Annotated in this window: 21 protein-coding genes; 13 read left to right on the top strand and 8 right to left on the bottom strand. The window is 57.6% G+C overall.

All coding sequences use genetic code 11. From position 1 onward, the window contains the following. Window positions 1-138: 138 nt before the first annotated feature. The 8 genes from ENGE1_RS09425 to fliE all read right to left on the bottom strand — a co-directional run bounded on the left by ENGE1_RS09425 (window position 139) and on the right by fliE (window position 7,311). Window positions 139-537 (bottom strand): flagellar protein FlhE, encoded by a 399-nt coding sequence (locus tag ENGE1_RS09425; protein ID WP_048253454.1) that lies wholly within the window; start codon window positions 535-537, stop codon window positions 139-141. After that, the gene (flhA, locus tag ENGE1_RS09420; protein WP_043081922.1) at window positions 537-2,633 is read right to left on the bottom strand and encodes a flagellar biosynthesis protein FlhA; all 2,097 of its coding nucleotides are present in this window, start codon (window positions 2,631-2,633) and stop codon (window positions 537-539) included. The genes ENGE1_RS09425 and flhA overlap by 1 nt, the downstream gene beginning before the upstream one ends. Beyond that, window positions 2,633-3,778, bottom strand: a complete 1,146-nt coding sequence (gene flhB, locus ENGE1_RS09415; protein ID WP_043081924.1) for a flagellar biosynthesis protein FlhB — start codon at window positions 3,776-3,778, stop codon at window positions 2,633-2,635. Before flhB ends, flhA begins: the two co-directional genes overlap by 1 nt. A gap of 77 nt (window positions 3,779-3,855) precedes the next feature. After that, a complete protein-coding gene (gene cheZ, locus ENGE1_RS09410) occupies window positions 3,856-4,500 on the bottom strand; it encodes a protein phosphatase CheZ (RefSeq protein ID WP_043081926.1) in 645 nt (214 codons plus the stop codon). Window positions 4,501-4,502: 2 nt separating this feature from the next. Then, on the bottom strand, window positions 4,503-4,892 hold the full coding sequence (gene cheY / locus ENGE1_RS09405; RefSeq protein ID WP_043081927.1) for a chemotaxis response regulator CheY: 390 nt from the start codon (window positions 4,890-4,892) through the stop codon (window positions 4,503-4,505). 54 nt (window positions 4,893-4,946) lie between these two features. Continuing rightward, a complete protein-coding gene (locus ENGE1_RS09400) occupies window positions 4,947-5,993 on the bottom strand; it encodes a protein-glutamate methylesterase/protein-glutamine glutaminase (RefSeq protein WP_043081928.1) in 1,047 nt (348 codons plus the stop codon). Next, window positions 5,993-6,811 (bottom strand): CheR family methyltransferase, encoded by an 819-nt coding sequence (locus ENGE1_RS09395; protein WP_043081929.1) that lies wholly within the window; start codon window positions 6,809-6,811, stop codon window positions 5,993-5,995. Before ENGE1_RS09395 ends, ENGE1_RS09400 begins: the two co-directional genes overlap by 1 nt. Window positions 6,812-6,975: 164 nt before the next feature. After that, on the bottom strand, window positions 6,976-7,311 hold the full coding sequence (gene fliE / locus ENGE1_RS09390) for a flagellar hook-basal body complex protein FliE (RefSeq protein WP_225823475.1): 336 nt from the start codon (window positions 7,309-7,311) through the stop codon (window positions 6,976-6,978). Window positions 7,312-7,594: 283 nt separating this feature from the next. Between fliE and fliF the strand changes: the two genes are divergently transcribed. From fliF to fliR, 13 genes are all read left to right on the top strand, one after another. Beyond that, entirely contained in the window at window positions 7,595-9,283 is a 1,689-nt protein-coding gene (fliF, locus tag ENGE1_RS09385) for a flagellar basal-body MS-ring/collar protein FliF (RefSeq protein WP_048253452.1), read from the top strand. After that, window positions 9,280-10,266: a flagellar motor switch protein FliG gene (gene fliG / locus ENGE1_RS09380; protein ID WP_043081932.1), complete on the top strand. Its 987-nt coding sequence runs from the start codon at window positions 9,280-9,282 to the stop codon at window positions 10,264-10,266. Before fliF ends, fliG begins: the two co-directional genes overlap by 4 nt. Beyond that, the gene (locus tag ENGE1_RS09375) at window positions 10,253-10,969 is read left to right on the top strand and encodes a flagellar assembly protein FliH (protein WP_043081933.1); all 717 of its coding nucleotides are present in this window, start codon (window positions 10,253-10,255) and stop codon (window positions 10,967-10,969) included. Before fliG ends, ENGE1_RS09375 begins: the two co-directional genes overlap by 14 nt. Further along, window positions 10,966-12,333: a flagellar protein export ATPase FliI gene (gene fliI / locus ENGE1_RS09370; RefSeq protein WP_043081935.1), complete on the top strand. Its 1,368-nt coding sequence runs from the start codon at window positions 10,966-10,968 to the stop codon at window positions 12,331-12,333. Before ENGE1_RS09375 ends, fliI begins: the two co-directional genes overlap by 4 nt. Window positions 12,334-12,354: 21 nt before the next feature. Continuing rightward, window positions 12,355-12,804: a flagellar export protein FliJ gene (gene fliJ / locus ENGE1_RS09365; RefSeq protein ID WP_043081937.1), complete on the top strand. Its 450-nt coding sequence runs from the start codon at window positions 12,355-12,357 to the stop codon at window positions 12,802-12,804. Beyond that, on the top strand, window positions 12,801-14,033 hold the full coding sequence (locus ENGE1_RS29200) for a flagellar hook-length control protein FliK (RefSeq protein WP_053075576.1): 1,233 nt from the start codon (window positions 12,801-12,803) through the stop codon (window positions 14,031-14,033). The genes fliJ and ENGE1_RS29200 overlap by 4 nt, the downstream gene beginning before the upstream one ends. 144 nt (window positions 14,034-14,177) lie before the next feature. Next, on the top strand, window positions 14,178-14,684 hold the full coding sequence (fliL, locus tag ENGE1_RS09355) for a flagellar basal body-associated protein FliL (protein ID WP_048253451.1): 507 nt from the start codon (window positions 14,178-14,180) through the stop codon (window positions 14,682-14,684). A 5-nt stretch (window positions 14,685-14,689) separates the two neighbouring features. Beyond that, window positions 14,690-15,703: a flagellar motor switch protein FliM gene (gene fliM, locus ENGE1_RS09350; protein WP_043081940.1), complete on the top strand. Its 1,014-nt coding sequence runs from the start codon at window positions 14,690-14,692 to the stop codon at window positions 15,701-15,703. Continuing rightward, window positions 15,696-16,085, top strand: a complete 390-nt coding sequence (gene fliN, locus ENGE1_RS09345; protein ID WP_048253450.1) for a flagellar motor switch protein FliN — start codon at window positions 15,696-15,698, stop codon at window positions 16,083-16,085. The genes fliM and fliN overlap by 8 nt, the downstream gene beginning before the upstream one ends. 65 nt (window positions 16,086-16,150) lie before the next feature. Then, the gene (gene fliO, locus ENGE1_RS09340) at window positions 16,151-16,486 is read left to right on the top strand and encodes a flagellar biosynthetic protein FliO (RefSeq protein WP_043081942.1); all 336 of its coding nucleotides are present in this window, start codon (window positions 16,151-16,153) and stop codon (window positions 16,484-16,486) included. Then, window positions 16,483-17,247, top strand: a complete 765-nt coding sequence (gene fliP, locus ENGE1_RS09335; protein WP_048253448.1) for a flagellar type III secretion system pore protein FliP — start codon at window positions 16,483-16,485, stop codon at window positions 17,245-17,247. The genes fliO and fliP overlap by 4 nt, the downstream gene beginning before the upstream one ends. 10 nt (window positions 17,248-17,257) lie before the next feature. Then, on the top strand, window positions 17,258-17,527 hold the full coding sequence (fliQ, locus tag ENGE1_RS09330; RefSeq protein ID WP_043081943.1) for a flagellar biosynthesis protein FliQ: 270 nt from the start codon (window positions 17,258-17,260) through the stop codon (window positions 17,525-17,527). 2 nt (window positions 17,528-17,529) lie between these two features. Continuing rightward, complete coding sequence (gene fliR / locus ENGE1_RS09325) at window positions 17,530-18,315, top strand: flagellar biosynthetic protein FliR (protein ID WP_048253447.1); 786 nt, start codon at window positions 17,530-17,532, stop codon at window positions 18,313-18,315. Window positions 18,316-18,327 lie beyond the last annotated feature (12 nt).

Genomic DNA, 18,327 nt, shown 5'->3' with positions numbered 1-18,327 from the left:
TTGAACGCCCTTCAGGGCGGCCCAAAGGGTGAGCGCAGCGAATAATCCTCACGTACTCCAGTACGCTCCGGTTTCTCCGCGCTGGTCGGAACTAAACTGGCTGCGACATTTACGCCTACTGGGATAGGCTCATAACCACTACTGCCGGTAATTAATGGTCAGCTGATTCTGCACGACGTTGAGCGCCGGAACGATGCGTCCGGGGCGCGCGACGCGGTAGGTAAAGTGTAGCGGCGCGGCGAGCGCCGGAGCGCCGCTCAACGACATTCGGCCCGCAAGGCCGGGCAGCGGGAGGCAGCCGCCGGGCGCGCACAGGGCGATGTTCAGCCCCGCAGGCGGGTTACTCAGCAGCTGAATGCGCCACGACAGGGAGTAGGGGCGGGCGCCGGGCGGCAGGGCGGGTGCCAGCGCGCGGCTGACCAGCGTCTGGCCGCCCGCGCCAGTGATGCCGCCCATCGAGGCGGCGGTGACGCTGCCGCCGGCGGCGGTCGCCGCCAGGGGCAGCAGCAGCGCAAGGCTGAGCAGGGCGCGCGGCATCACGACTTCGCGCCGATGGTATAGGTGAAGCGCACCACCCGGTTGCTGGCGATCTCCTGGTTAGCCAGCACGGCGAGCTGGGGATAAACCCGGCGCAGAAAGCGCGACAGCATAAAGCGCAGCGGCTGATTTACCAGCAGCACCAGCGGCGCGCCGGCGGCGCTCTGCTGCATAATCGCCTCTTCGGTCTGCTGCAGAATGGCGTCGGCAATGCCCGGTTCAATCGCGCTGCCGCTCTGGGTGGCCTGAATCAGCAGCCGCTCGAGATTAAGATCGAGGCCGATCGCTTCGATATCGCCGCTGCCGGGGAACCACTGCTGGGTGATCGCCCGCCCCAGACGGATCCGCACCAGCGCGGTCAGCGCTTCCGGATCGCTCTGGGTGCCGATATTTTCCGCCAGGGTGTCAATAATGGTGCGCATATCGCGGATCGAGATCCGCTCCGCCAGCAGATTTTGCAGCACCTGATGAAACACGTTGAGCGAGATCGTTTCCGGGATCAGATCCTCTACCAGCTTCGGCATCTCTTTGGTCAGCCTCTCCAGCAGCATCCGGGTTTCCTGACGGCCAAACAGCTCGTCGGTGTGGGAGGCGATCAGGTGGTTAAGATGGGTCGCCACCACCGAGCTGGGATCGACCACCGTATAGCCCAGGGTCTGGGCGCGCTCGCGCAGCACTTCGTCAATCCACACTGCGGGCAGGCCGAAGGCCGGGTCCTGCGTCTTCTCGCCCGCCAGCTCTCCCTCGGCGCAGCCGGGGTCGATAGCCAGCCAGCGGTCCGGCTGCGCCTCGCTGCGGCCAATTTCCACACCCTTAAGCAAAATGCGGTACTCGGTCGGGGCCAGATCGAGGTTGTCGCGGATGTGCACCGCCGGCGGCAGGAAGCCCATCTCCTGGGCGAACTTTTTGCGGATACCGCGAATACGGGTCAGCAGCTGGCCGCTCTGTTCGCTGTCGACCATCGGGATCAGGCGGTAGCCGACTTCCAGCCCGAGCACGTCCTCATGCTGCACGTCGGCCCAGGAGGCTTCCGCCACCTGCGACGCCTTCTCCTCCGCCATCTGCATCGCCTTTTTATCCAGCGCCGCGTCGGCGGGAGCCTTCATCTGACGGCCGCGCGTCCACCAGGCGAGCGCCAGCAGCCCGGCGGTAAACAGCAGAAAGACGAAGTTCGGCATCCCCGGGATCATCCCCAGCAGGCCAACCACCCCGGCGGCCAGCAGCATCACCTGCGGATTTTTGAACAGCTGGCCCGTCATCTGTTCGCCGACGTCCTGATCCGTGGAGACGCGGGTGACGATCACGCCCGCCGCCGTCGAGATGATCAACGCCGGGATCTGCGCCACCAGGCCGTCGCCGATGGTCAGCAGGGTATAGGTCTGTCCGGCTTCGGCGAAGCTGAGATCGTGCTGCAGAATACCGATGATCAAGCCGCCGATGACGTTGATGACCATGATCAGGATCCCGGCGATGGCGTCGCCGCGCACGAACTTGCTGGCGCCGTCCATCGAGCCGTAAAAATCCGCTTCCTGGGTAACTTCGCTGCGGCGGCGCTTGGCTTCCTCCTCGCCGATCAGTCCGGCATTCAGATCGGCGTCGATCGCCATCTGCTTGCCCGGCATCCCGTCCAGCACGAAGCGGGCGCCGACTTCGGCGATACGCCCCGCGCCCTTGGTGATAACCATAAAGTTGATGATGATAAGGATGGTAAATACCACGATACCGATGGCAAAGTTGCCGCCGACCAGAAAGTGGCCGAAGGCGTCGATCACCTTGCCCGCGGCGCCTTCGCCGGTGTGGCCGTGCATCAGGATGATGCGCGTCGAGGCGACGTTGAGCGCCAGGCGCAGCAGCGTCGAAAACAGCAGCACCGTCGGAAAGGCGGAGAACTCCAGCGTGTTCTGGGTAAACATCGCCACCATCAGGATCATCAGCGACAGGACGATGTTAAAGGTAAACAGCATATCCAGCACGAAGGAGGGCAGCGGCAGGATCATCATCGCCAGAATTGCCATGATAAGCGCCGGGCCTGCCATGACCTGCCACTGGGTCTGCTTTAATCCGGGTAAACGTAATTTGGCGGCTAAATTTGCCATCACTCTTGACTCTCTTGTGCAAAATCCAGTGCCGGCGGCACGGGTAAATGTTGGGGTTTTTTCGGCAGTACGCCTTTGCCTTTACGCCAGTTGCGCATGCCGTAAACCCAGGCAAGCACTTCGGCCACGGCGGCGTAAAGCGCGGTTGGGATCTCCTGCCCAATCTCGCAGTGGCGATAGAGCGCGCGGGCAAGGGGCGGTGCCTCCAGCATCGGAATGCGGTGTTTTGCCGCCTCTTCCCGGATGCGCAGGGCAATGTCGCCGGCGCCTTTGGCCAGCATCACCGGCGCGCGATTACCGCCCTCCTGATAGCTCAGGGCGATGGAGTAGTGCGTCGGGTTATTGACGATAACGTCCGCGCGCGGAATATCGGCCATCATGCGCTGCTGCGCCGCCGCCCGCTGCAGCTGTCTGATGCGTCCCTTAACGTGAGGATCGCCCTCGTGCTGCTTGTGTTCATCGCGGATCTCCTGGCGGCTCATGCGCAGCTTTTTCAGATGACTCATCAACTGATAAAAAACGTCGTAGCCGACCAGCGGCAGCAGGGTCAGAATGACGATCAGCATGCAGCGGGAGATCATTGCCCCGCTGTCTTTGATGGCATCGGGCAGCGGCTCGTAGATAAGCTGGATCATGTGCGCCTTGCTGCTGAACAGATAAAAGGTGCTGGCGGCACCGACCAGCACAACCTTGAGCAGGCTCTTGAACAGCTCGGAGACCATCTGCATCGAGATCATGCGCTTTATGCCCGAGAGCGGATTAAGCCGCGTAAGATCTACCTTCAGCGATTTGCCGCTGAGGCTTAACCCGCCGAGGCACGCCGGGGACACCAGCGCCGTCAGAAACAGCCCGCCCAGCATCGGCAGCACGGTGACCATCGCCATCGACAGCAGTTCGCCCGCGCGGATGGTCGAAAAGGTCACGTCGCGCGCCAGCAGATTGTCGAAGGTCAGCCCATCGTGCAGCAGCATCATCAGGCGTTCGGCCATGTTTTCGCCGCCGGCGATCAGCAGCAGCCAGCCCACCAGCAGCATCAGTAGGGAGGTAAGCTCTTTGGAACGCGGGATCTGACCTTCTTCGCGGGCTTTCTGCCGCCTGTGGGGCGTGGGGTCTTCCGTTTTTTCTACATCACTCTCTTCAGACATCTTTTAACAACGCGAAAGTAGGGGGCGAGGGATACGCCCGGGGCCGCGGTGAAATCGCCTCACCGGCGGCGGCCGGGTTAAAACCCGAGCGTTTCCAGCAGGTCGTCAACCTGGTCCTGCGAGGCCATGATCCCGGAGACGTTTTGGTTGACCTGCGGACCATTCTTCAGGCTTTCCGGCTTCCTGTCGGCGTATTCCGGCAGCATTTCCGGCATGTTCTCCAGCAGGACCTGCACCAGTTCGCGCTCGATATTCTCAATCAGCACCATCAGATGCTGGATAACCTGGCCGGTGAGATCCTGGAAATCCTGGGCCATCATGATTTCCATCAGCTGCTTATTGGTTTTCCCGGCCAGCTCCGGCGTATCGCCGAGGAAGCGGCGGGTGTCGCTGACCAGCGCTTTCGCGTCGGCAAGCGCCACCGGATCGGCAAACCAGGCGTCCCAGCGCTGGCTCAGGCCGCTGGCCCGGGCGCTCAGCTGGTCCTGCAGCGGACGGGCGTTCTCCACGCAGGTCAGCGCACACTCGGCGGCCTCTGAGGTCTTGCCGACCACGTAGTTGAGGCGGGCCCGGGTATCCGGGATCGCCTCGGCGACGTCCATAATGGCGCGGTCAAGACCGAGATTGGCGATGCTGTCGCGCAGCAGGCGCGTGAGCTGGCCCACTTTGGAGAAGATATCTTTGAAGTTCTGACTGGACTCCTGGTGTTGCGTTACGTTCATCGCTACCACCCTAACTTTTCGAATATTTTGTTGAGTTTTTCTTCCAGAATGGCGGCGGTGAAGGGCTTCACCACATAGCCGTTTGCCCCCGCCTGGGCGGCGGCAATAATGTTCTCTTTTTTCGCTTCGGCGGTGACCATCAGCACGGGGACCGTTTTCAGGTTGTCGTCCTTGCGCATTTCGCACAGCAGCTGCAGACCGTCCATATTGGGCATATTCCAGTCGCTGATGACGAAGTCGGCGCGGTCGCTGCGCAGGCGGGCCAGGGCATCCTGGCCGTCCTCGGCCTCTTCGATGTTTTTGTAGCCCAGATCCTGAAGAAGATTGCGTACGATCCGGCGCATGGTGGCGAAGTCATCAACGACCAGGAAACGTAAGTTTGTATCTGCCATAGTTCTATCCTGTAAAAGCGCTCCCGGCGGGGCGCATCATGTTTAAAAACGAGATTAAATTCGGCGAGCCTGCCCGACGACGCTGTTGAGCATTTGCTGGCTCATATCGCACAGGTCGACCACTTCAATGTCCGGGTTAAGGGCAATCGCCTCGCGCGGCATGCCGAACACCACGCAGCTTTTTTCACTCTGGGCAAGGGTATGCGCCCCGGCGTTGTGCATCTCCAGCAGCCCTTTCGCGCCGTCGCTGCCCATGCCGGTCAGAATCACGCCAACGGCGTTCTTACCGGCTGATGTGGCCACCGAACGAAAAAGAACATCCACAGAGGGGCGGTGGCGGTTAACCGGTTCGCCATCGCTTATCCTGACGTGATAGTTGGCCCCGCTGCGCACCAGCTCCATATGGCGATTGCCCGGCGCGATATAGGCATGGCCCGGCAGCACGCGTTCGCCGTCTTCGGCCTCTTTGACCGAAATCCGGCACAGGCCGTCGAGGCGCTGGGCAAAAGAGTGGGTGAATCCCGGCGGCATATGCTGGGTTATCACAATGCCGGGGCTTGAGGGCGGCAGCGGCAGCAGCGTCTGCCGCAGGGCTTCGGTGCCGCCGGTCGATGCGCCGATAGCAATGATTTTTTCACTGCTCACCCGCGGGCCGCTCAGGGGGATCACCGCAGAGGGTTCGCGCGTCAGGCGGTGAATACAGGCCCTGGAAGCGATGTGAATTTTCTCCACAATCAGCTCGGCGTATTGCAGCATGCCTTCTTTGAGCGCCATATGCGGTTTATTAACGAAGTCCACCGCCCCCAGCTCCAGGGCGTGGAGGGTGATTTCTGAGCCGCGCTGGGTCAGGGAAGAGATCATCACCACCGGCATCGGGCGCAGGCGCATCAGGCGCTCAAGAAAATCCAGGCCGTCCATACGCGGCATCTCTACGTCCAGGGTCAGCACATCGGGATTAAAGCGCTTAATCAGATCCCGGCCAATGAGCGGATCGGGCGCGGTAGCGACCATTTCCATATCCGGCTGACCGTTAACGATATCGGTCATGATGCTGCGAATCAGAGCGGAGTCGTCAATGCAGAGCACTTTTATCTTACTCATCACTTCTCCTGTGTCAGGTAATACACCGACTGACCGCGCAATTGAAAAGCGCCGTGAGTGTTCCCGAAATGTTCAGAGTGGCCGGCAAACAGGATGCCGTTGGGTTTCAACAGTTTTGCAAAGCGTTTTAAAAGCCGTTGCTGCGTATTTTTATCAAAGTAAATCATGACATTACGGCAGAATATTGCGTCGAAAGGTGCCGGAATGTCCCATTCACTATTCAGCAAATTGAGCTGCTGATAGTGAATGGATGACAGCAGTTCTCGCTTTACCCGCACCCGCTCGCGCTGCTCGCCGGTGCCGCGCATGAAGTAGGTTTGCTTCTGGCGCTGTGATAATCCTGCGATATCAGAGAGCCGGTAAATCCCACTTCTGGCCTTTGCTAAGACGTCAGTGTCGATGTCCGTTGCCCATACTCTCGGACCGGCCAGCGCCGGGCCCAGCGCGTCGTTCAGCGTGATGGCAATGGAGCAGGGCTCTTCGCCGGTTGAGGCGGCGGCACACCATACGCTGTAGTTAACAGGCCGGCTCCTGGCGTGTTCAGCCAGAATGGGGAAGTGATAGGCTTCCCGAAAAAAAGAGGTCAAATTTGTTGTCAGGGCGTTAATAAAACACTGCCACTCCGGACTGTTGGGATTTGACTCGAGCAGTTGGATATAGCGCCCGAAACTCTCAATTTTTAATTCCCGCAGGCGGCGGGAGAGCCTGTTATAAACCATTCCGTGCTTTTGCTTGTTAACAACAATACCCGCTCGCTGATAAATCAACTCGCCGATCCTGCACAAGTCTTTCTCGGATAGCTCTTGCTGAAGGCGCATGTTTAGTTCAATTTGTTAATATTCCGTTATATAAATATTTCCTGTCATTAACCGCGGAGGATATTTTAAAAATCGCCTGTGGCCGGGAATAAAATAATCTGACAAGCTTAAGGTAAGTAATATTTATCCCTTGAAATACAGGCATAAATAATGTCTTTTCGCTATTATACGCCCATGCTCATGATATCCTGGTAGGCGCTGACTAACTTATTACGCATTTGAACGCCGAAGTTTAGCGCTACCGACGCTTTCTGCTGGTCGACCATCACATCATTAAGACCAATATCCGAAGCGCCGGTCATATAGTCCTGAGACTCCTGTTGCGCGCGGGTTTGCATTGTATTAATGTTGTTAATGCTGTTGAGCAATTCATTAGAAAACGAAGACGTCTTCTTGCTGCCCGCAGTCGTCGGTAAAAATGCCCCGTTCTGCGAGGCTGCAATTTGCTGGCTTTGGGCATTAATCTGGTCCAGCACCCGGCTCATTGATTGAATTGACACTGTTATTTGCTCCTGACTTAGTAACCTGACGAAGACAGGGTACTGAATTTATCTTAATGATGATTGATTACCAAAGATTAACATGTCAGCTAGCAAACAATATAACGTGAAAAGCCGTCACAAGTTTAAGCTTATTGATACTTAGAAAAACTATTTTTGGCAGATAATACGCCGCTGAAATTCGGTCAAAGTGTTTAGCGCCCTGCTTTGATATCTGAGCTTGCAATGTTGAGCGGTAACTTGGCATCTATTCACGTTATTTATTTTCTTACAGGACTATGGCATGAATGCCACGACAAACGATATCAAAAGAAATAGCACTGCTACTGTCATTGCGCAGCTGGAGCGTTTGCGATCCAGTCCCAAACTCGTTTTAGCGATTGCGGCAGCGGCTGCGCTCTCTCTTATTATTGGGCTGGTGTTCTGGGCGCAGACGCCTGAGTATCGGGTGCTGTACACCAACATCAGCGATCAGGATGGCGGGGCCGTGGTGTCGCAGCTGTCGCAGATGAACATCCCTTATCGCTTTACCGACCGCGGCGGGGCCATCACGGTACCGGCCGATAAAGTCTACGAAGCGCGCCTCAAACTTGCCCAGCTTGGACTGCCGAAGGGCGGCGAGGTTGGCTTCGAGCTGCTGGATCAGGAAAAGTTTGGCATCAGCCAGTTCAGCGAACAGGTCAACTTCCAGCGGGCGCTGGAGGGGGAGCTTTCCCGCACGATTGAGACCCTCGGCCCGGTTCATACCGTCCGCGTTCATCTGGCCATTCCTAAGCCCTCGATGTTTGTGCGTGAACAGAAGGTGGCCTCCGCATCGGTAACGGTCACCCTCAACAGCGGCCGCTCGCTGGATTCAGGCCAGGTGAATGCCATTACTTATCTTATCTCCAGCGCCGTCCCGGGTCTTAATGCCGACCATGTCACGGTGGTGGATCAGAATGGCCGCCTGCTGACCCAGAGCGGCGAACAGGCTATCCAGACCTCGCATCTGAAGTACACCAGCGATCTTGAGGCGGATTACCAGCAGCGCATTCAGGCGATACTGGCACCGATTGTCGGCCACAGTAACGTTAAGGCGCAGGTTACCGCCCAGCTGGACTTTACGCTCCACGAGCAGACCGACGAGGCGTATCAGCCTAATACTGACGTCAATAAGATGGCGATCCGCAGTCGGCAGAACAGCATTTCTCAGCAGGGCGGACGCAATGCCGTCGGCGGCGTGCCCGGCGCGCTCAGCAACCAGGCGCCGACCCCTGCTGCGGCGCCGCTGACGCGGCCTCTGGGTGCGGGCGCCGTACAGAATAGTACCAGCCAGACCAGCACAGCGGCTTCACAGGCCCCGGCGTCCGCCGTGCCCTACAACAACCGCCAGGACGAAACCACCAACTACGAGGTTAACCGCACGCTGACCCACACCAAACGTAACCTCGGTGAGGTTGAGCGTCTGTCCGTGGCGGTGGTGGTGAACTATTTGCCAGGAAAAGGCGGCAAACCGGCGGCGCTCACCAAAGAACAGCTGGCGCAGATTGATACGCTTGTTAAAGAAGCCGTGGGCTACTCGGCGCAGCGCGGCGATACCGTTAACGTTATTAACTCGCCGTTCAGCACCGTCGAGGAAGATGCGCCGCCGCCGTTCTGGAAGCAGCAGGCCTTATTCGATCTGCTGATGTACGCGGCCCGCTACCTGTTTATTGCCATCGTGGCGTGGGTGCTGTGGCGCAAGCTGGTCCAGCCTGCCTGGATCCGCCATCAGGAGGCGGTTATCCATCGCCTCGAACTGGAGAGAGAAGCGCGCCAGGCCCAGCTGGATGCCCATAAGATCAACGCCGAGAAGAGCGAAAGAGAGAAAGCCGAACAGCGCGTCGAAGTTGAGCTTAATACGCAGAAACTCCGCGATCTGGCCGAGCAAGAGCCTCGCGTCATCGCGCTGGTGATTCGTCAGTGGATTAACAAGGACATGAAGCAACAATGAATGCCTACGATAAAAGTGCCATCGTCATGTTGACCCTCGGCGACGGACTGGCCGCCGAAGTGTTCAAACATCTCAATACGCATGAGGTCAAACAGATCAGTAGTGCGATGGTGAATATGGGCGGATTTACCCATGAAGATCTGTCCACTGTTCTTGGCGAATTCCAGCGCGACTCCAGCGAGTACGCGGTACTGAGCGTCAACACCAACGACTATCTGCGCAGCGTACTGGTCAAGGCGCTGGGCGAGGAGCGGGCCTCCAGCCTGCTTGAAGACCTGCTGGATTCCCAGCAGGGGGCGAACGGTATCGAAACGCTCAACTTTATGGAGCCGCAGAACGTCTTCGATCTGATCCGCGAGGAGCACCCGCAGATCATCGCCACTATTCTGGTTCACCTCAAGCGTAACCAGGCGGCCGATATTCTCAGCAAGTTCGATGAGCACGAGCGCAACGATATTATGCTGCGTATCGCCACCTTCGGCGGCGTCCAGCCGGCGGCGCTCCAGGAGCTGACCGAGGTGCTGAACAACCTGCTGCACGGCCAGAATCTCAAGCGCAGCAAGATGGGCGGCGTACGTCCGGCGGCGGAGATCCTCAACCTGATGAAGAGCCAGCAGGAAGACGCCGCTATTGCCGCCGTGCGGGAATACGATCAGGAGCTGGCGCAGAAAATCATCGACGAAATGTTCCTCTTCGAAAACCTCGTCGAAGTGGAAGATCGCAGCATTCAGCGCATTTTGCAGGAGATCGAAAGCGAATCCCTCATTATCGCCCTCAAAGGCGCCCAGCCGGAGCTGCGCGAGAAGTTTTTCCGCAATATGTCCCGCCGCCAGGCCGACATTATGGTGGAAGATCTCGCCTCCCGCGGGCCGGTGCGTATGTCTCAGGTTGAGGCCGAGCAGAAAAATATTCTGATGATTGTCCGTCGCCTGGCGGAGTCCGGTGAGATCCTGCTGGGAGGAAGCGATGATGCCTATATCTGATAGCGAGAGCCGCACCGCCTGGCAGAGCTGGCAGCCGAAAGATCTGCTGGAGGCGGCCGTGCCGGTTGAGCAGGAGATCATCGACAATTTGCCGGTCGATCTGCAGTCCGATGAGCAGGTGCAGGCAGAATTAACCCGCCTCTATCAGCAGGCGGAGCAGAAAGGCATGGCGCAGGGCATGGCCCGCGGCTTCGATGAAGGAAAAAAGCAGGGCTATGAAGACGGCTTCGTGCACGGCCAGCAGGAGGGCGCAGCCCAGGGCAAGAAAGAGGCGCTGGCCGAGCAGCAGGCGTCGATCGCGCGCTTTAACCAGTGGTGCGATGAATTCAAAATCACCCTGGATAACCTCGACAGCGTCATCCCGGCGCGGCTGGTTCAGCTATCGCTGACCGCGATCCGCGCCATGCTCGGCAGCCACGTCAGCTTTGACAGCACGGTGCTGATGGACAAGATCCAGCAGCTGCTGCAAAAAGACACGCTGTTTAAAGGCCATTCGCAGCTGTGGGTGCACCCTGGCGATGCCGATATGGTCAGAGAGAAAGTGGGCGACTCTCTTGAGGCGTTGGGCTGGGAACTGCGCACTGACAACCAGCTGCTGCCCGGCGGCTGCCGCCTGACCTCTGAAGAAGGGGAGTTCGACGCCACGCTCACCACCTGCTGGCAGGAGCTGTGCCAGCTGTCGCGCGAGGACGCGCACCTATGACGCTGCGGTTAAAAAAGTGGCTGGACGCGATTGAGCGCAAAGAGAAGCAGATATCGCGGCTCGCCTCCTTTCGCCAGTACGGCAAGCTGACCCGGGCGACGGGCCTGGTGATGGAGGCGGTGGGGCTTCAGCTTCCCATCGGTACGCTGTGCATCGTTGAGCGCCAGTCGAATCACGGCCTGGACTGCGTCGAGAGCGAGGTCGTGGGCTTCAACGGCAAGTGCCTCTATCTGATGCCGCTGGAAAATGTCGACGGCATCCTGCCCGGCGCGCGGGTCTACGCGCTCGACAGCGGCGCGGGGGCCATTAAAGGCAAGCAGCTGCCGCTGGGGCCGGAGCTGCTGGGGCGGGTGCTGGACGCCAGCGCCCGGCCGCTGGACGGGCTGCCGCCGCCCGCCTGCGAGCGCTATGCGCCGCTGTTTACCCCAACCGTTAACCCTCTGCTGCGCGATCCGATTAAAAATGTGCTCGACACCGGCGTGCGGGCCATTAACGGCCTGCTGACCGTCGGCCGCGGTCAGCGCATGGGCCTGTTCGCCGGTTCCGGCGTCGGCAAAAGCGTCCTGCTGGGGATGATGGCGCGTTTTACCCGGGCGGACGTGATTGTGGTCGGCCTGATCGGCGAGCGCGGCAGAGAAGTTAAGGACTTTATTGAAAATATTCTCGGCGAAGAGGGGCGCAGGCGCGCCGTGGTCATCGCCGCACCGGCCGACGTTTCCCCGATCCTGCGTATGCAGGGCGCGGTATATGCCACCCGCATTGCGGAAGATTTCCGCGATCGCGGCCAGGACGTACTGCTGATTATGGACTCGCTGACCCGCTACGCGATGGCCCAGCGTGAGATTGCCCTGGCCATCGGCGAGCCGCCGGCCACCAAAGGCTATCCGCCCTCGGTGTTTGCCAAACTGCCCGCGCTGGTTGAGCGCGCCGGCAACGGCGTTAAAGGCGGCGGATCGATTACCGCCTTTTATACGGTGCTGACCGAGGGCGACGATCAGCAGGATCCTATCGCCGACTCGGCGAGGGCGATCCTCGACGGGCACGTTGTTCTCTCGCGCCGCCTGGCGGAGGCGGGACACTACCCGGCTATTGATATTGAGGCCTCCATCAGCCGTGCGATGACCGAACTGATCCCCCCCGAGCACTACAAGAAGGTGCAGCGGTTCAAGCAGCTGCTCTCCTCCTGGCAGCGCAACCGCGATCTGGTAAGCGTCGGCGCTTACGCCGCCGGCAGCGATCCGCTGCTGGACAGCGCTATTCGCCTTTATCCGCAGATGGAAGCCTTTTTGCAGCAGGGGATCCACGAAAGTAGCCTCTATGAAGATGCCTGCGCAGCCCTCAACGGGCTTATTGGCGATGTATAAACATAACGGAGAGCGGTGACGATGGCAGCAACCAGCCCGATGGCCTTCCTGCGCGATATGGCCGAACAGACTCTGACGGACACGACCGCTGAATTAGGCAAGGTCCAGCAGGTGTATACCCTCGCGACAGAGCAGCTTCGTCAGCTCGAAAACTTTGCGCTGGAGTATCAGCAGCAGCTGCACAGCACCGTCTCCGGCAAGGGAATACCGATGGCTGAACTGCTTAACCGCCAGTCCTTTATCGACTCGCTGGGAAAAGTGGTTCGCCAGCATACCGGCCACGTGGCCCGCTGCAAGGAGGCGGTTGACGAGAAGCTTGAGACATGGCGTCAGGATAAGAAGCGGCTCAACGCCTTTGAAACGCTGCAGAGTCGCTCTGAGGCCGTGAGAATGCAAAAAGAGCAGCGTCTGGAGCAGAAAGCGATGGATGAATTTGCACAGCGTGCATCTACCAGGAAAAAGATTTTATGATTGCCCAAATAGTACCCGCAGTAAGTCCGGCGCCGCCGGCGAGAGCATCGCAGACGGAAACCGACGGCGATGAGGCCGATTTTGTTGCCACGCTTGATGAAAAGCGGCAAAAGGCGGACGGCGACACGCCGAAGGCAGCGCCAGCCGTTGACGGCGGGGAGCGGCCCGCGCAAGGCGATAACCACAAAAAGCGGTCCGAAGAGGGAGAGGCGGTAGCGCAACCGGCGATCCCGATCCCTCTGGCGGTGCCCGATGTGCCGGGCTCCGGCGCGGGCGCCGTACCGGCCGGAGACGCTTTACAGGTAGATGCCCCGCAGCAGCGCCTGCAGCAGCTGGTGGCCACCGCGGCCTCGGCGCAGACTTCCTTCGCACCGGGAGAGGCTGCACCGCAGGCGGCGCTCGTCGGAGCGCTGGCGGGACAGACAGAGGCGATGCCCGTCCTGCCTGGCGGGATAGCGCCGCGCTCCGGCACCGCGCGCCCGGAATCGCGCCCGGCGCAAAAAAACCTGTCGGCAATCGTACACGGCAGCGCGCTGAAGGGCGGGGAGGAGGCCGGGCGGCCTGGTCATGGCGAAGCGCAGACGGCGGTCAAGGCCGCAGACGCGGCTGCCGGTGATGCATCGTCCGCGAAACCGGAGCCGCAAATGCAGGCGGATGCGCCCCCGTCGCCCGCGCCCGATAACCGCTTTGCCGCACTGCCGGATGGCGCGCTGCGTGTTTCCGCGCCGACTTTCGCTTCGCCCCCGGAGCCAACGGCACAGGCCGCAGGCCCGCTCCCCACGCCGACGCTTGCTGAGCCGCTGGGTACGCCCGCCTGGCAGCAGGCGCTCAGCCATCAGCTCTCGTGGTTTACCCGCAGCGGCATTCACAACGCCGAGCTGCGGCTGCATCCCGAAGAGTTGGGCGCGATACAGGTCAACCTGCGTCTGAATAACGATCGCGCGCAGATGCATTTTATTACCGGTAACCATCAGGTTCGCGCTGCCCTGGAGGCCGCGCTGCCGCACCTGCGCACCTCGCTGGCGGAGTCTGGCATTGAGCTGGGGCACGGCAGCGTAGGATCTGAAGCCCACCCCCGCTGGGAAGAGGGGTTCGCGTCCGGCCATTCTCACTCTGGCGAACGTGGTGGTAAGGAGGGGAGCGCAGAGGGCGCTGCCGCAGTCGATGAGGTTGAACCGCGAATTATTCATCAGCGAGTTCATTCCAACGAAATAAATACATTTATTTGACAACTAATTTCATAGTATGAAATGCGGACAATAGTTTCGGTTTTTTAGTGAATTGTCCTGCGCAGATACTGTAATAGAATGAGCCGCTCATCCGGTATGTATTTTAGTAACCAGGATTACTTTTAAACAAGGTTTTTCAATAAGATGAAAAAAAAGAACCAAAAAGCCGCAACAGGCGAGAAAAAAAACTCGCTGTTGGTGATTTTACTGATGCTTATTGCTGTAGGGGGCTGTGCGCTTGCCGGATATACATTTTATGAAATGAAAAACCTTCGCGGCCAGGTGGCTGGAAACAGCAAAGTAGCCAGCGGTAGTAAGTCTGCAGAGGTTGTTGCGCCTATCTATGTACCGATGGATACCTTTACCGTCAGCCTTAAGCCGGAAGGTGAAGATCTTGACCGCGTGCTCTATGTCGGGATTACCTTACGGGTGAATGACGAACAATCTAAAAAGCTCGCCGAGCAATTTCTGCCAGATATTCGCAGTCGGCTTTTTATTTTACTATCGCATCAAACGGCGAAATCATTATCCACTGAGGAAGGTAAAAGTAATCTCATTGGCATAATTAAGAAAGAGTTAGGAAAACCGGTTTCGCCGCATCAAAATATATTTGTTAGTGATGTTTTATTTAACGCCTTTATCCTACGGTAATATCTATGTCTGACAGTATCCTGTCACAGGATGAAATTGATCGCCTGTTAAACGGTGGCAGTAGCGCCGAAAGCGAAAAGATGGCTGAAGGTGCGGCGGCGGAAAGCGATATTAAGCCATACGATCCCACTACCCAGCGTCGGGTTGTGCGGGAACGTCTGCACTCGCTGGAAATTATTAATGAGCGCTTTGCACGTCAGTTCCGCATGGGGCTCTTTAATTTGCTGCGCCGCAGTCCGGACGTCACCGTCGGTAACATTAAAATTCAGCCCTATCATGAGTTTGCCCGCAATTTGCCGGTACCGACCAATCTCAACCTGGTGCACATGAATCCGCTGCGCGGAACGGCGCTGTTTGTGTTCTCGCCAAACCTGGTCTTTATTGCGGTGGACAATCTGTTTGGCGGCGATGGCCGGTTCCCGACCAAAGCCGACGGGCGAGAGTTTACGCCTACCGAGCAGCGGGTGATTACCCGCATGCTGAGGATGGCGCTGGATGCCTACGACTCGGCGTGGAGTTCGATTTTTAAATTGACCACCGAGTATGTTCGCGCCGAGATTCAGGTCAAATTTACTAATATCACCTCCTCGCCGAACGATATTGTGGTCACGACGCCTTTCTTTGTCGAGATTGGCGCCCACCGCGGCGAGTTTGATATCTGTATTCCGTTCAACATGATTGAGCCGCTGCGCGAGCTGTTAACCAGCCCGCCTCTGGAGAACTCCGGTCAGGAAGAGCAGCAGTGGCGCAAAACGCTATCGACCCAGATACGCGATACCGAAGTTGAGCTGGTGGCAAGTTTTGCTGATATTCCCATTCGCCTCTCCCAGGTGATGAAGATGAAGGCAGGCGACGTTATTCCTATTGATAAGCAAGAAACAATTGAGGCTCGAGTGGACGGCGTGCCGGTTCTCACGGGTAATTATGGTTCAGTGAATAAGCAATATGCTTTAAAAGTCGAGAGTATGATGAGTCCCGCGTTATTAGCCTTCAAAAAGGAGTCTTTCCCCCATGAGTGATAACACGCCACAGACGGAAGCGGATAAAAAATCCCAGGACGATCTTTGGGGCGAGGCCATGAGTGAACAGCACTCTCAAGGTGGCCTTGCGGCGAAAGATAATCTGACGGTCGGCTTCCCGGAAGATATGAATTTAATCCTCGATATTCCGGTCAAGATGACGGTCGAACTGGGCCGCACCAAGATGACAATTAAAGAGCTGCTGCGCCTGAGCCAGGGTTCAGTCGTTGCGCTGGAAGGTCTGGCAGGCGAGCCGCTGGATATCCTGATTAATGGCTATTTAATTGCCCAGGGGGAAGTGGTGGTGGTCTCCGATAAATTTGGTATTCGCATCACCGATATTATTACGCCTTCAGAGCGTATGCATCGGCTAAGTCGATAATGAACAGCCAGAGTCAGAGCCACGCGTCGAGCCCATGGCACGCCCAGGCTGCTCCCGGTAGCCTGATGGCGAATCTGGGCGGCGGCGTGGCCATCATCCTGCTGATTGCCGCAACGGTACTCTGGGCCGCGCGGCGATTCAGACGCGCAGGCGGCAAATTCGCTGGCCAGGGCGATCTTCGCGTAGTGTCCAGCCAGACCATCGGGCAGAAAGAGCGGCTGGTGGTGGTTGACTGGCAGGATGAGCGTCTGCTGCTTGGCGTGACGGCGGCGCATATTTCCTGCCTTGCCACAGCGGATAAGCCAGCAGAGGAATGTGCTGCACCGCAGGCCGGTGGGACGGATTTTCAGACGGCGTTGAAAAAGCTGCTGAATAAACGTGGAACAAGACAGATCGAATGAACAAGATTTATCGCTATTTTCGCTCTTCAGCGCCTTTTTTCGCCGTGCTGGCCGTCGCGTGTCTGATACCGCTGCACGGTGCGTGGGCAGCTAACGGTGACATCGTGGTTACCCGCGCCGCCGAAGGCGGAGGGTGGTCGCTGCCGGTTCAGACGCTGGTTTTACTGACGTCGCTGACCTTTTTACCGGCGGTGCTGCTGATGATGACCGGTTTTACCCGCATTATTATTGTGCTGGGGTTGCTGCGTACCGCGCTGGGCACGCCTTCCACGCCGCCCAATCAGGTGCTGATCGGACTGGCGTTATTTCTGACGTTTTATGTCATGTCGCCGGTCTTTACCCGCATCTACGATGACGCATGGCAGCCGCTGTCGCAGGATAAGATCTCAATGGAGGTGGCGCTCGATAAAGGCGTACGACCGCTGCGCGATTTTATGCTGGAGCAAACCCGGGAAAGCGATCTCGCGCTCTACGCGCGCCTGGCGAAAGTGGATAACTTTCAGCGTAAAAGCGACGTTCCGATGCGCGTGCTGATGCCGGCATATATCACCAGCGAGCTGAAGACGGGGTTTCAGATTGGTTTTACTATTTTTATTCCCTTTCTGATTATTGATCTGGTGGTGGCCAGCGTGCTGATGGCGCTGGGAATGATGATGGTGCCGCCAGCAACGATTTCATTACCTTTCAAGCTTATGCTGTTTGTATTGGTGGACGGCTGGCAGCTGCTGATGGGATCGCTGGCGCAAAGTTTCTTTAGTTAACGGTATATAAATGACACCAGAAAGCGTTGTTGCCATGGGCTTTCAGGCCATAAAAATGGGCCTGACTATTTCAGCGCCGCTGCTTTTAACGGCGCTGTTAACCGGTTTGGTGGTCAGTATTCTCCAGGCCTCTACGCAAATCAATGAAATGACGCTGTCGTTCATTCCAAAAATTCTGGCCATTGTGGCGATAGGTATTGCGCTGGGCCCCTGGATGCTGAACATTTTTCTTGATTATATGCGAACCCTGTTTAACAGTATTCCCTATATTATTGGATAGCTATGCTCTCCCTGTCAGCTGCAAATTTTTATCCTGCCATCAATCAAGGTATATGGCCACTATTCAGAGTTCTGGCGTTATTCAGTACGGCGCCATTTTTTAGTGAAAAAAGTATCAATAAAAAGGTTAAAATTAGCCTTGCGGTACTCCTGACGGTGCTTATTGCGCCGATGCTACCCGCACCTGATATCCATCTTTTCTCGCTTGACGGAGTACTGCTGGCCGTTCAACAGATTGTCATTGGCTGTGTTATGGGTCTCACTGCGCAATTTATTTTTGTCGCAGTAAAAAACGCCGGGGAAATTATTGGCCTGCAGATGGGGTTATCATTTGCAACCTTCTTCGATCCCGTCAGCGGCGGCAATATGCCGATTATTGCGCGCTTTCTCAACCTGCTGGCGGTGTTACTGTTTCTCGCCTTCAATGGCCATCTGTGGATGATTAATGTGCTGGTGGACAGTTTCAATACCTTTCCGGTGAATGGTACGATGCTCAACCCGGAAGGTTTCCTCTATTTTGCCAAGTCGGCCGATCTGATCTTCAAGTTTGGTATTTTACTCGGCTTGCCAATTATTACGCTGCTGTTATGCATTAACTTCACGCTGGGACTGCTGAACAGGCTGACGCCGCAGTTATCCATTTTTGTCATTGGCTTTCCCCTGACCCTGACGGTCGGTATGCTGGCGCTATCCCTGATTATGTATACCCTTGCCCCATCATTTGAATCAATGATGGCGATGATGTTTGAGCTCATTTCACAACTTTTCTCCGTACTTGCCGGCGCATAATCGTCGCGCGTT

Source organism: Pluralibacter gergoviae ATCC 33028 = NBRC 105706 (genome assembly GCF_001598855.1).
Lineage (GTDB): Bacteria > Pseudomonadota > Gammaproteobacteria > Enterobacterales > Enterobacteriaceae > Pluralibacter > Pluralibacter gergoviae.
This window is presented reverse-complemented; position numbering and strand designations above follow the sequence as displayed.